The sequence below is a fragment of the Mycobacterium innocens genome, from assembly GCF_900566055.1.
Taxonomy (GTDB): domain Bacteria; phylum Actinomycetota; class Actinomycetes; order Mycobacteriales; family Mycobacteriaceae; genus Mycobacterium; species Mycobacterium innocens.
Genome location: NZ_UPHQ01000140.1, coordinates 1 through 12,895, shown reverse-complemented (window position 1 = coordinate 12,895; position 12,895 = coordinate 1). Strand labels below are relative to the sequence as shown.

The window sequence follows — 12,895 nt, the reverse complement described above, 5'->3', positions numbered from 1 at the left end:
CGGCGATGGGGGCAATCGCAGACGGCTTCGGTGCGGCGCCCCGTTCGGGTTGTCGAGGTCATCCGCGAGACCGACGATGCGGTGACGCTGGTGCTGGAGGTCACCGACGGGCGGCCGGTCGAGTTCCGCGCCGGGCAGTACCTGACGCACTGCTTCGACGTCGACGGCGTGACCGTCAAGCGCGCCTATTCGATCAGCGCCGCCGAGGGCGATCGGCTGGCCTGCACCGTAAAGGCGATCGACGGCGGCGTCGTGTCAGGCTTCGTGCACCGCGACGTCGCTGCCGGATACGAGTACACGGTGCTCGGGCCATCGGGTGATTTCGTCCTTCCTGACATTGACGAAAATGACGCGGTTCCGCTGGCGTTCCTGGCCGCCGGCAGCGGCATCACAGCGGTGATCGGCATGATCGAAACCGCACTGCGACAGTCGCCCGAACGCGAGATCTCGCTGGTGTACGTGTCGCGGCGGCAAGGCGAGATCATCTTCGAGCGGCGACTGTCAGCATTGGCCGCCAGCTATCCGCGGCTGCGGGTGTTGCACGTGCTCTCGCAGCCGGCGTCGGCATGGCCGGGAGAGAGCGGACGGCTCACCGGCGAGCGTGCCGCCGCGCTATTGGCGGCAGGCCCGGATGTACAGGTATTTCTTTGCGGCCCACCGGAATTGATGGACGCGACCACCGCTGCGCTGACGAGCGGCGGCGTCGACACCGATCGCATCCATCGAGAACGGTTCTATGCGGCGCCCCGACACACCCGCACGCTGCCGACCGAACCGCACGATGTGGAGTTTCGCGTTACCGGTCGCACGGTCACCCAGCAGCCGGGCGAGACGATTCTGGAGGCGGGTCTGCGCAGCGGATTGAAGCTCAACTTCAGCTGCACCGTCGGCGGTTGTGCCGCATGCAAACTCAAAGTGATCAACGGTGCGGTGGCCGTCGACGAACCGAACTGTTTGAGCGACCAGGAACGATCCGATGGCTACATCCTCAGCTGCTCGGCGTACGCCCAAGAAAGCGTCGTCCTCGACGCCTAAACCCCAGGAGGTTGGAGATGACTTCGACAGTGAAGACTTCGGTGGAATCGATGGTGCGCGGGTTACCGATCAAGGCGCAGAACAAGATTCACCAGACCCTCGACAGTGTCGGGTTGATGCTGTCGGTGCGGAACCCGAAAGTTGCCGTCTCCATGGCACCTTCGGCGGTGCGGGGACTGGTGCTGGGCAAAGGCAAGCGCGGCGATCACGTGGATATGCCGGCCCACCACAGTGCGCACTTCCGGCTCAATTACCAAAGCGACTTCGCCGAGATGTATGACCTCTACCGTCGCGCGGTGTCCAAGCAGTGGGACGGTGACGCCGACCTGCCGTGGGAACTCGACGTCACCCCGGACAACCCCGACGCGCAAATCCTGCCGCGCAGCTTCGTGCCGTTCAAGGAAATCGAGGGATTCGGCGTCCGGCTGACGGCGCTGGAAGAGCGCAAACTGACCTGGGACATCGCGGCGTGGCTGCTCAGCCAGTTCATGCACGGTGAGCAAGGCGCCCTGTTCGCGTCGGCTCAGGTGACCGAGTGCGTGCATTGGACCGACGCGAAGCTCTACGGAGCAACCCAGGTAATGGACGAGGGCCGGCACCTCGAGGTGTTCCTGCGCTACCTCGACACCAAACTCGAGAAGATCTACACCGTCAACGACAACCTGTTCGTGCTCATCGACGAGCTGATGACCGACGGCCGTTGGGATTTCAAATTCCTCGGTATGCAGATTATGATCGAGGGCTTGGCGCTCGGCGCGTTCACCACCATTTTCCAGCAGACGCGCGAGCCGCTGCTCAAACAACTGCTCAAGATGGTGATCCAGGACGAAGCCCGCCATGTGCACTACGGTGTGCTGGCATTGCGCGACCACATCACCCAGAACATCTCGGAGAAGGAACGCCGCGAGCGCGAAGACTGGGTCTATGAGGTGGCGCTGCTGATGCGTAACCGGTTCCTGATGCACGAGGTGTACGAAGAGTGGTTCTCCCACAAGGTGCCGCTCAAGGTCTGGGACCAACAGATGCTGGATTCGCCCAGCATGGTCAAGTTCCGCAGCATCATGTTCGAGCGGCTCGTTCCCAACCTCGAATACATCGGGCTGATGAGCGACCGGATCAAGACCCACTACGAAAGGTCCGGGCTCACACAATATCTGGGCGGCAAGAACGCCACCCAGCTCACCGAGGACGACCTGACAGTCGACGCGGGTACCGGTTACGACTCCGACGAGATGCCGGCCGAATTGCAGGAGCTGGCGGCGGGAGCGTCGCCCTCGAGAGTCGGGTAGGGGATCGGGTCGGGCGGTTTGTTCGACCGCCACCGTCACCAACCGGCCCCTTACCGGAATGTGACGGCAAGCACGCACACGTCGTCATCTCGTGGCGGCGGCGCCAGAGCTGTGGTGAGCCTCTGGCACGCCTCGCGCAACGAGGAATGCGCCCCCCAGCCGGCGACAAGTTGCTCGGCTTGGGCCAAGGCCTTTTCGATGTCGTGGCCACGGCGGTCGATGAGGCCGTCGGTGTACATCACCAGGATGTCGCCGGCTTCGACGAGCACCTGGTCCTGGTCGTAGGCGGCGTGGCGGCGCGGGCCTAGCACCGGTCCACGGCCCCCGCCGAGCCGAACGACCTTGCCACTGCCACAACGGCGCAGCAGCGACGGCGGATGACCGGCGGAACCGTAATGCAGCACGCCGGACCGGGGGTCGAAGATCGCCACTGTCATGGTGGCGAACTTCCCGTGACTGGCATGGCCGGTAAAGATATTCAGCTCGGCAAGCAGCTGGGACGGCGGTAGCCCCTGAACCGCCAGCCCACGCCCGGCCGCGCGGAGCTGGGCCATGTCCTCCACCGCGGCCAGACCATGGCCCACCACATCACCGACCGCCAGGTAGGTCCGGTTCTTCGGCAGCGACATCGCGTCCCACCAGTCCCCGCCCAGCCCATGAGTCACATCGGCGGGCTGGTAGCACACCGCCAGATCCAGGCCCGCGATCTCGGGCGGAGATGCCGGCAGCACGGCCGCCTGCAGCACCGCCGCCCGGGTGTGCTCGTCTGCGTAGGCGCGGGCACGGATCAGTGCTTGGGTCACCATGGACGCCACCGCGGAGGCGAACGAGCGCTGAGTGGCGTCCAGCGGCTGGGACCGGCTCCACACCAGCTCCAACACGCCGATGCGGCTTTGCCCGATGGTCAATGGCCACACACCCATCGAGGCAATGCCGGCCGCCATCGTCCACTGCGCGGTCTCGGGGTAACGCCGCTGATACTCGGCTTCCTCGCGGATCAATACCGGGACCCCGGTGCTCATCGCGTCGGTGGCCGCGCACCACTGAGTCAACGGCAGCCCATCGGCAAACTGCGTGACGATGGGCGGCAGCTCACCGACCACGTGCATCCAATGCAGGGTGTTGCCGTCGTCGCTGAGCAGTCCCAGCGCTAAAGCGTGCACCCCGGCATACGTGCGCACCTCCACGGAGGTGGCCCGACCGATTTCCTCGGGGGTCAGCGCGGCCGCGAGCGACTCGCCCAGCCGCGCCAACGATTCCAGGCGGGTCCGTTCGCGCTGTTCGGCCTGCCGCTGCCGGATCGCGGAGATCCGCCCAGCAGCTTCTTGGCCGATGAGCAGGGACACCAGCATGACGACCGCGATAAATCCCTGCGTGGCAGCCAGCCGGGCCGACCCCGGAAGCGGCGCCGCGGCAAACGCGCCGCGGCCGGCGGCGGTCATGTAGTTGGCCGCGACCGCCAGCACCGCGCTGGCCAGCGCCGCACCGATCACTTCCAGCCGAAACGCTGCCCAGGCCAGCACGGGCAGCAGCAACAACGCCGGCGGTGAACGCACCGAAAATGCGGCGACCGATAGCGCGGCGGCAAGGACGACTACCAGCGTCGTTTCCACCCGCCGGGCAGCCAGGAGCTGGCGCTGGCGTGGCCACAGAAGCGCCGGTGCACCGACCACCAAAGCACCCAGCCCGTCGGCAGCCACCCAGCGCGCCACACCGCCTGGCCACCAGATTCCCGCGTACACCACACCGACCGCCGCACCCAGAAGCCCGCCGACCAGCGGGCCCAACACACATGCCCCGGCGACATAGCGGGCAAGATCGGTGCGCCGCCGCAGGTCCGGCGTACCCCCACACCACGCCCGGACCAACGACGCACCCACCAACGGCTCGATCGCGTTGGCCGCGGCAAGCCCGGCAGCTGCCAACATGTCCATCCCATGGTGCGCATCGACCACAAGTTCAGCGGTCACGATCGCGGCGACGACCGCTGGCCAGCGCGACCGCTTGGTCAGCAGCATCGCGGCCACCGTTATGCCCGCGGGCGGGAAAAACGCGAATCCCACCGCGGGGCCGAACGCCTGCCACAACGAGTCCGCGCCCGCCGGAACTCCGGCCGCGGCGAGGCCCGATGAATGCCACGCCAATTCCGCGCCACCGCCGTAGAGCACCGCGACCACGCTGAACAGGCCCGCGATCGACCACCAGTCGGCGAGGAAATGTCGGGGGCGTGGCCGGGGCCCAGCCGGCGCCGACGGCGGAGTCACCGGCACTGTGAACCTCCCGCGAAGCCGACTGGGTTGCTGGTGCCCGTTCCGCGGGCGTTATCGGTGTGACAGTGCTTGGCGCTGTCGCGCATTTCGCTCCTGTGCCGGTCGCCCGGATCGGACTGCTGGCCGCGGGCCCCGATTACCCAGCTAAGCCAAAGAACCGCACTGCCGACAAATCATCGGGCATCGTCGGATGGCGCGTCAACAAGACAAGCGGCCGCCGCGGGCATGTCTGAGCAAACGCGCCGGCCTGTCGTCGGCGCCGCACTGCAGCCGAGGGTGCGCCGAAGGCGGTGTGGATGGGTGGACCGGGACTGATTTCCCAAGTGTTGCAACAATTCTGCCCAACGGACACTCGGATATCTCGCCGACAACCCAGGAAGATGACATACAGTCGGCACTGGAGTCGAAGCCCAGAACCGGGAGCAACATGTTCGACAAGCCGTTCGCGCGGCGGCGCCTGTTGCGGGGAGCGGGTGCACTCACCGTGGCGTCGTTGGCGCCGTGGCCCTCCGGGTGTGCCTCCGACGACGACGCCTTGACCTTCTTCTTCGCAGCCAATCCCGACGAAGCGGACGCCCGGATGCGCATCGTCGACGAGTTCTGCCGCCGCTACCCCGACATCAAGGTGCGGACCTTGCTGTCCGGGCCAGGGCCGCTGCAGCAGATATCGACGTTCTGCGCCGGCGGCAAATGTCCCGATGTGCTGATGGCGTGGGAGTTGAGCTACGGCGGATTGGCTGACCGCGGTGTGCTCCTGGACCTGAATACCATGCTGGCGCGGGATCCCGGTTTCGCCGCCGAGCTGTCATCGGACGGCATTGGGCCACTGTATGAGACGTTCACCTATAGCGGCGGCCAATACGCGTTTCCGGAGCAATGGTCGGGAAATTATTTGTACTACAACAAGCGGCTTTTCGCCGAGGCCGGCATTCGGCCACCGCCCACGAGTTGGGAGCAGCCGTGGAGTTTTGCCGAATTCCTCGACGCGGCCTGCGCGCTCACCAAGCGCGATGCCGCGGGACGGGTCAGCCAGTGGGGGTTTGTCGACACCTTCGTCCCGACCATCTCCGCCGGACTGTTCGCCATGAACAACGGCGTGCCGTGGTCCTCGCCGAGAATGAACCCGTCGCATCTCAACTTCGACAATGCCGCCTTCACCGAAGCCGTCCAGTTCTACGCCGACCTGACCAACGAGCACAAGGTGGCGCCCACCGTATCCGAGCTGCAGTCGACGGCCACGCCGGAGTTGTTCTCGCGGGGCAAGGCGGCGATGGCATTGGGCGGGCACTGGCGCTACCAGACTTTCGACCGCGCCGACGGCTTGGATTTCAACGTGACCGCACTGCCGTTGGGCCCACGGGGGCACGCTCCCTGCTCCAATATCGGAGCCACCGGATTGGCCATCGCGGCCAGTTGTCAGCGCCGGGAGCAGGCATGGGAGTTCGTCAAGTTCGCAACCGGACCCGTGGGTCAGGCGTTGATCGGCGAAACCAACCTTTTCGTGCCGGTCGTGTGGTCTGCGATCAACTCGGCCGGATTCGCCAAAGCACACAGTAGGGTTGACAATCTCGCCGTACTCACCGGAGGACCGAGCCATTCCCAGGGCCTGCCCATCACCCCGGCGTGGCCGAAGGTCTACGCCCTGATGGAACGCACCTTCGGACCGGTACTACGCGGATCCCGCCCGGCGACATCGCTGACCGGGCTGTCGCGAGCCGTCGACGAGGTGCTGCGCAGTCCGTGACGTCGATCGACACACCCGATCCGGGCACCGCGAAGCGCCCTAAAAGGCCGAGCCTCTGGCGCCGACGGCCGTGGGCCGGGCGATTGTTCGTCGCACCGAACCTGACTGCCGTCGTGGTGTTCATGCTGTTCCCGCTCGGGTTCTCGCTATACATGAGCTTTCAGAGCTGGGACCTGTTCACCCCGCCAACGTTTGTGGGTCTGCGGAATTTCCGCGACCTGTTCACCGCTGACCCGCTGTTCCTCATCGCGGTGCGCAACACGGCGATCTTCACTGTCGGGACGGTTGCCCCGACCGTTCTCATCAGCCTCGCCATTGCCGGAGTGCTGAACCGGAAAGTCAAGGGCATCGGCATCTTTCGGACGATCACGTTCTTGCCGTTGGCCATTTCGTCGGTGGTGATGGCGGTGATCTGGCAATTCGTGTTCGATACCAACAACGGATTGCTCAACATCATGTTGGGCTGGGTCGGCATCGGCCCGATCCCATGGCTGATCGAACCCAGGTGGGCCATGGCCTCGTTGTGCCTGGTCAGTGTGTGGCGAAGCGTGCCGTTTGCCACCGTCGTGCTGCTGGCCGCGATGCAGGGGGTTCCCGAAACCGTCTACGAGGCAGCCAAAATCGACGGTGCCGGCGAGATACGGCAGTTCGTGTCGATCACGGTGCCGTTGATCCGCGGCGCGATGTCGTTCGTCGTGGTCATCTCGATCATCCACGCATTCCAGGCTTTCGATCTGGTCTACGTTCTCACCGGTGCGAACGGGGGACCGGAAACCGGAACCTATGTCTTGGGCATCATGCTCTTCCAAAACGCCTTTGGATTCCTGGAATTCGGTTACGCCTCGGCGCTGGCCTGGGTGATGTTCGCCGTCTTGCTGGTGTTGACCGTACTTCAGCTGCGCCTCACGCGACGCCGCTCGTGGGAGGTTTCCCGTGGGCTCGGCTGATCGAGTGGTCATGCGCAACGTTGTTCGCGCCCTGGCTCTGTACACCGCGCTGATCGCGATCGCCTGGTGCGCCCTGTTCCCGATCATGTGGGCCCTGTCGGGCTCGTTGAAGGGGGAAGGCGAGGTGAGCCAACCGACATTGGTCCCCGACCACCCGCAGTGGTCCAACTACGGCGATGTATTCGCGCTGATGCCGTTCTGGAGAATGCTTTTCAACACGGTGCTGTATGCCGGCTGCGTCACCGCTGGTCAGGTGTTCTTCTGCTCGCTCGCCGGATACGCCTTCGCGCGACTGCATTTTCGCGGCCGCGACACCTTGTTCGTCATGTATCTGGGCACGCTCATGGTGCCGCTGACGGTCACCGTGATTCCGCAGTTCATTCTCATGCGCGTCCTGGGGTGGGTGGACACGCCGTGGGCGATGATCGTGCCGGGGTTGTTCGGTAGCGCCTTCGGCACCTACCTCATGCGGCAGTTCTTCCGCACTCTCCCGGCGGATCTCGAAGAGGCGGCGATTCTGGACGGCTGCTCGCCCTGGCAGATCTACTGGCGGATCCTGTTGCCGCATGCCAGGCCGGCAGTGATGGTGCTGGCGGTGCTCACCTGGGTGAACGTGTGGAACGATTTTCTCTGGCCGCTGCTGATGATCCAACGCAACAGCCTGGCCACGCTGACCCTGGGCCTGGTGCGGTTGCGCGGCGAATACGTGGCGCGCTGGCCGGTTTTCATGGCGACGTCGATGCTGATCCTGCTGCCGTTGGTGCTGGTCTACGCGGTGGCGCAGCGCTCGTTTATCCGCAGTATCGCCGCGACCGGACTCGGCGGCTAGCCGCATGGCCACGGTGAGTTTCGAGGAGGCGACCCGGCGGTACCCGGGCGCAGACCGGCCCGCACTGGACCGTCTGGATCTCGTCGTCGGCGACGGTGAGTTCGTCGTGCTGGTCGGACCGTCTGGATGCGGCAAGACCACGTCGCTGCGGATGGTGGCCGGTTTGGAGAAACTGGATTCGGGCAGGATCCGGATCGGCGACCGGGACGTCACCAATGTCGATCCCAAGGATCGCGATGTCGCCATGGTCTTCCAGAACTACGCCCTCTACCCGCACATGACGGTGGCGCAGAACATGGGATTCGCGTTGAAGGTCGCCAAGACGCCGAAGCCGGAGATCCGCGAAAGAGTGCTGGCCGCAGCGAAATTGCTTGATTTGCAGCCATACTTGGACCGCAAGCCCAAGGAGCTCTCCGGCGGACAACGCCAGCGGGTGGCAATGGGGCGCGCCATTGTGCGCCGTCCGCAGGTGTTCCTGATGGACGAGCCGCTGTCCAACCTCGACGCCAAGCTGCGGGTGCAAACCCGCAATCAGATCGCCGCATTACAACGTCAACTCGGTACCACGACGGTCTACGTCACCCATGATCAGGTGGAGGCCATGACGATGGGAGACCGGGTCGCGGTGCTGTGCGACGGGGTGTTGCAACAATGCGCGCCGCCGCGGGAACTCTACCGCAACCCGGACAACGTGTTCGTCGCCGGATTCATCGGGTCCCCGGCGATGAATCTGTTCACCTTACCGATCGCCGATTCCGCAGTGACGCTGGGGGATTGGCCTATAGGTGTACCACGCGAGATAGCCGCCGGCGCAGCGGAGATTGTTGTCGGCATTCGTCCTGAACATTTCGAGGTGGGCAACGCCGGCGTCGAAATCGAGGTCGACGTGGTCGAGGAGCTCGGCGCCGACGCCTATCTGTATGGCCGGATCAGCGGGGCAGGCCAGCTTGCCGGTCAGGCGATCGTCGCTCGCACGGACGGCCGCCAGCCGCCCGAGCGTGGCAGCCGGGTGCGTCTGCACCCCCAACCCGGTCAACTGCACTTCTTCGGAGCCGACGGCCGTCGGATTGCCTGACATCGCTGTGCCGCATACCGGTAACCACCCATGATGAGGCTATGGTGACGGCGGTGAGCACCCAACGTGTGGATCTGGTATGCGAAGGCGGCGGGGTCCGGGGGATCGGACTGGTCGGTGCGGTGGACGCGCTGGGCGCGGCCGGCTATAGGTTTCCCCGTGTCGCAGGGACCAGCGCCGGTGCGATCGTCGCGTCACTGGTCGCCGCGCTGCAGGTTGCGGGGGAACCGCTGACACGTCTTTCCGAGATCATGCGCAGCATCGACTACTCGAAGTTCCTCGACCGCAGTCTTATCGGACGTGTGCCGTTGATCGGCGGGGTGCTCTCGCTGCTGACGTCGGATGGTGTGTATCAGGGAGCCTATCTGGAACAGCTGCTCACCGGTTTGCTGGCCGACCTGGGCGTGCGCACTTTCGCCGACTTGCGTACCGGCGACGAGCCCGAACAGTTCGCCTGGTCGCTGGTGGTCACCGCCAGTGACCTGTCGCGGCGGCGGTTGGTTCGCATCCCGTGGGATCTGGACTCCTATGGCATTGACCCGGACGACTTTTCGGTCGCGCGCGCGGTCCATGCCTCGTCGGCGATTCCGTTCGTGTTCGAGCCGGTTCGGGTTGCCGGCGCGACGTGGGTTGACGGAGCATTGCTGTCGAACTTTCCGGTGGGGCTGTTCGACCGGTCCGACGGCGGGCCGGAGTGGCCGACTTTCGGGATCCGGCTGTCGTCGCGTCCGGGTATTCCGCCCACGCATCCGGTTCACGGGCCGGTGTCGTTGGGAATCGCCGCCGTTGAGACGTTGGTCAGCAACCAGGACAACGCCTACATCGACGACCCGTGCACCGTGCGGCGCACGATGTTCGTCCCCGCCGATGAGATTAGCCCGATCGACTTCGATATCACCGCCGAACAACGCGAGGCCCTGTACCAGCGCGGGTTACAAGCCGGTCAAGAGTTTCTGCAGACCTGGAACTACCAGGACTACATCGCGGCGTGCGGCGGCCCTGCCACCCCATTGGTCTAAGACTAGCCAGCTGAGACAGCGTTTCCCGAGGACCCGCGTCGCGACGGCTGCCGCTTCTGGCCGTGCTGGTGTGGCCGTCCTGGTGTGGGGACCACGCAGCCGTAGCCGCGCCGCCTCGGCGTGCGGTGGCGCGCGCCTTGTGGGTGTGGGGAACCACCTCTTCGGGTGCTCTGAATGGCACCAACCGTTGTTCAGTTCCCGAGGAGGGGATCAGTGAAGTCTGCTGTCGCCGCAACGCCGCGGCGCACCGGGACGCGCTATCTGCAGAGGGTACGCGTAGGTTTGGCGGGCGATGAAATCCGCCGCTGCTGTTCCCGGCGATCTATCTGGCGGATTCGATCCAGGCGTGCATGGTGGAAGTCCAGCGTGGAACCGACGCAGCCTCGACGACGGCGGAAAAGGTGCTCGCGGAGCCGTATTGGCTGTGCACGGTCGATACGGCGGAGCTAGCCGTGCTAAATCTTCGTTTGGTTGGCTTGGAGGTCAAGGACATCGTCGGTGACGACCGGGCCGCATGTCAGGCCATGGGGCTTGCGGCCTGGTTTCTACACATATACGGCCTGCTGACGCCTTAGACCGGCGGCATCGGATCAGTGCATTCAGCCGGTATGGGTCGACTCGACCACCGTCTGGGAGGTCATTGGCCCCACCGGCGTGGCCGAACGCCACGGCCGGTTGGTGTGCATGGATGGGGCCGTTTCTCGGTTACCGTCAACCGGCGGAATCAACAGCAATATGTGATGCTGATGCCCTGATGAGCACGCTGATTCGCTTGTGGGCCGCCGTTGCCGCTGCGGTGTCGCTGGTGGCTGGATGTTCCTCGACGATTGACGGCCGCGCGGTCCCCGCACCCGGGGCCGCCGGCTGGGACGGTGTTGATGTCGAATTGCTGGACACTGGAGACTATCCGATAACGTCGCGGCCGCCGTTCGGCCTGGCCGGCGACCCGATTGAGGGCGGCTTGGCTGAGTCGCGGCGGATGGCCACTAACGTGCTCGGCCCGTGGGAAGCAGAACCCAGCCTGGTCACGTACGAACAGCTTGGCACCGGCTTGGTGAAGGGCCCCGGCACGGTCAATTTCTTTTTGGGCAGCCCCATTGGCGACGGTCTTGAAGATCATCACTTCCTGGCCGGGTTTGCCAGTGCCCGCTATACCGCTACGGGGACATACAAGGGCTTGGTCAACCTCGTGTTGCGGCTGGCCGGTCCCGACGACGCCACCGCCGCCGTGGCGGCGATGAGGGCCAAGGCGGCCGCCTTGACCCTGCCGTTCGCTGACAAACCTGTTACCACTCAACCTTTTTCGATCCCTCGACACCCCGACAGCGCGGCCGTGACCTACCGTAGCAAGGATTTGCGGGAGGGACCGGATCGGTTCTCGGTGATCGCGATCACCGCGCACGGGTCCTATGTGTTGTGTCAAGCGGCAGATTCGGCGGAAAGTTTCGACAACGCCGTTCAATTGATTGCCGCCACCCTGGAGCTCCAGCAACCGCTGATCGACAAATTCAGCCCGACCCCACCCGATCGGCTGGCGCAACTGCCCATCGATCCCGGCGGGCTGTTCGCCCGCACCTTGCCCCCCGCGCAGGGTAACGACACCGTGGAGGATGGCGCTTATGACCAGCTCGGGATACGCCACTTCGCGGAGGATCCGGTCCGTACCCAAGCGCTATTCAGATCCGTTGCCCTGCAGCAAGCGTCATACACCACCACCGGTAGCGTCTACCAAGCCGCTGATGCCGGGTCGGCGCGGCGCATCGTGGCCGAATTGGCCGCCCAAGCAGCCGGCACTCTCAAGCCGACAACCGGAATCACGGGCATGCCTAAGGCTCAATGTTTCACAGCGCACTTGGCTTTTTGGTGTGCGGCCAACGCGGACCGCTACGCCTTCGACGCATGGTCTGACCATGAGGCCGATGTGCATCAGATGATCGCGGCCCAGTACCGCATCTTGACGGGGAAGTGAGTCGGCGATGGTGGCCGGCTACGTCATCGAGGCGCCGGCTCGGTCCAACCACGATAGCGTGGTGGGCGATTACGAGCGAACAAGCCGTGCGATAGCGGCCGAGGCCGCGGCGAGCTTCACCTGGGCCTCGTCGCCCCCTCGGCGATCGCCTCGGCCACGCAGGAGTCGAGATGCTCGTCGAGCAGGTTCAACGCCACCGAGCGTGAGGGTCACAACGGCGACACCCGCTAAGCCGGCGGCTCCAAGTGCGGTTCGACACCTGAGTCTTATCGTCATTTTCCTCACCCCTTTCCAGCTGGCTTGAGCAGGTTGGAGACGACTTGCGAAGTGGGTGTCTGGCGTTTGATCCCCGACATGCCTATCCCGCCGAGGAGGAACTGGCAACACGCTCAGCGCGGCACAAGACGACGCCATCAACCGGCTCGGCGGGGGGTGGATCGTCAACTGGGAATGCAACTCGGCTTGATCCTCGAAACGCCTCCACACCGTCGGATCCCTGCTAGCCGGGGCGAGGTCAGGGTTCTTGATATCCCCGGACCGCACCGGCCGAGATGTCCTGCAAAGCGCTGCCGTCGTGCCCGCCGTTAGGGCTTGCGATAAATTAATCTAGGTCGCTGTCGGCGTGTCGCGGTCTGGGACTGAGGGTGTAGTTCCATTCGCCGTGGAAGTCGTGGCGGGTCAGGATATGTTCGGTTTCAAGGGCTTTCATCTGCGTGTC

General features: G+C 64.9%; 9 protein-coding genes and 3 pseudogenes. 10 read left to right on the top strand and 2 right to left on the bottom strand.

Features of this window, described 5'->3' with window-relative positions:
• Positions 1-30: 30 nt before the first annotated feature.
• Entirely contained in the window at positions 31-1,035 is a 1,005-nt protein-coding gene (locus tag EET03_RS14835) for a ferredoxin--NADP reductase (RefSeq protein WP_075542939.1), read from the top strand.
• Positions 1,036-1,052: 17 nt separating this feature from the next.
• Complete coding sequence (locus EET03_RS14830; protein WP_063472767.1) at positions 1,053-2,324, top strand: ferritin-like domain-containing protein; 1,272 nt, start codon at positions 1,053-1,055, stop codon at positions 2,322-2,324.
• A gap of 50 nt (positions 2,325-2,374) precedes the next feature.
• On the opposite strand, the gene EET03_RS14825 is transcribed toward EET03_RS14830, so the two are convergent.
• On the bottom strand, positions 2,375-4,588 hold the full coding sequence (locus EET03_RS14825) for a SpoIIE family protein phosphatase (RefSeq protein ID WP_244232370.1): 2,214 nt from the start codon (positions 4,586-4,588) through the stop codon (positions 2,375-2,377).
• 433 nt (positions 4,589-5,021) lie between these two features.
• On the opposite strand from EET03_RS14825, the gene EET03_RS14820 reads away from it, so the two are divergent.
• The 7 genes and pseudogenes from EET03_RS14820 to EET03_RS14790 all read left to right on the top strand — a co-directional run bounded on the left by EET03_RS14820 (position 5,022) and on the right by EET03_RS14790 (position 12,177).
• On the top strand, positions 5,022-6,338 hold the full coding sequence (locus EET03_RS14820) for an ABC transporter substrate-binding protein (protein WP_075542937.1): 1,317 nt from the start codon (positions 5,022-5,024) through the stop codon (positions 6,336-6,338).
• Positions 6,339-6,343: 5 nt separating this feature from the next.
• Positions 6,344-7,285: a carbohydrate ABC transporter permease gene (locus EET03_RS14815; RefSeq protein ID WP_244232372.1), complete on the top strand. Its 942-nt coding sequence runs from the start codon at positions 6,344-6,346 to the stop codon at positions 7,283-7,285.
• Entirely contained in the window at positions 7,272-8,114 is an 843-nt protein-coding gene (locus tag EET03_RS14810) for a carbohydrate ABC transporter permease (RefSeq protein WP_075542935.1), read from the top strand. Before EET03_RS14815 ends, EET03_RS14810 begins: the two co-directional genes overlap by 14 nt.
• Positions 8,115-8,118: 4 nt before the next feature.
• Positions 8,119-9,189: an ABC transporter ATP-binding protein gene (locus EET03_RS14805; protein ID WP_075542934.1), complete on the top strand. Its 1,071-nt coding sequence runs from the start codon at positions 8,119-8,121 to the stop codon at positions 9,187-9,189.
• Between the two features lie 44 nt (positions 9,190-9,233).
• Positions 9,234-10,208, top strand: a complete 975-nt coding sequence (locus EET03_RS14800) for a patatin-like phospholipase family protein (protein ID WP_099194194.1) — start codon at positions 9,234-9,236, stop codon at positions 10,206-10,208.
• A gap of 224 nt (positions 10,209-10,432) precedes the next feature.
• A pseudogene (locus EET03_RS14795) lies at positions 10,433-10,780 on the top strand (RES domain-containing protein); the annotation flags it as partial.
• Between the two features lie 182 nt (positions 10,781-10,962).
• A complete protein-coding gene (locus EET03_RS14790) occupies positions 10,963-12,177 on the top strand; it encodes a DUF7373 family lipoprotein (RefSeq protein ID WP_075542931.1) in 1,215 nt (404 codons plus the stop codon).
• A 69-nt stretch (positions 12,178-12,246) separates the two neighbouring features.
• Here EET03_RS14790 and EET03_RS31575 read toward each other — a convergent pair.
• Positions 12,247-12,380, bottom strand: a pseudogene (locus EET03_RS31575) (CopY family transcriptional regulator); the annotation flags it as partial.
• Positions 12,381-12,544: 164 nt separating this feature from the next.
• Between EET03_RS31575 and EET03_RS31570 the strand changes: the two are divergent.
• Positions 12,545-12,643, top strand: a pseudogene (locus tag EET03_RS31570) (DUF4189 domain-containing protein); the annotation flags it as partial.
• Between the last annotated feature and the right edge of the window lie 252 nt (positions 12,644-12,895).

What these genes read in the sequence shown, in the direction of transcription:
- EET03_RS14820 (WP_075542937.1), top strand. Translation starts at nt 5,022, where the DNA reads ATGTTCGACAAGCCGTTCGCGCGGCGGCGCCTGTTGCGGGGAGCGGGT.
- EET03_RS14790 (WP_075542931.1), top strand. Translation starts at nt 10,963, where the DNA reads ATGAGCACGCTGATTCGCTTGTGGGCCGCCGTTGCCGCTGCGGTGTCG.
- EET03_RS14805 (WP_075542934.1), top strand. Translation starts at nt 8,119, where the DNA reads ATGGCCACGGTGAGTTTCGAGGAGGCGACCCGGCGGTACCCGGGCGCA.
- EET03_RS14830 (WP_063472767.1), top strand. Translation starts at nt 1,053, where the DNA reads ATGACTTCGACAGTGAAGACTTCGGTGGAATCGATGGTGCGCGGGTTA.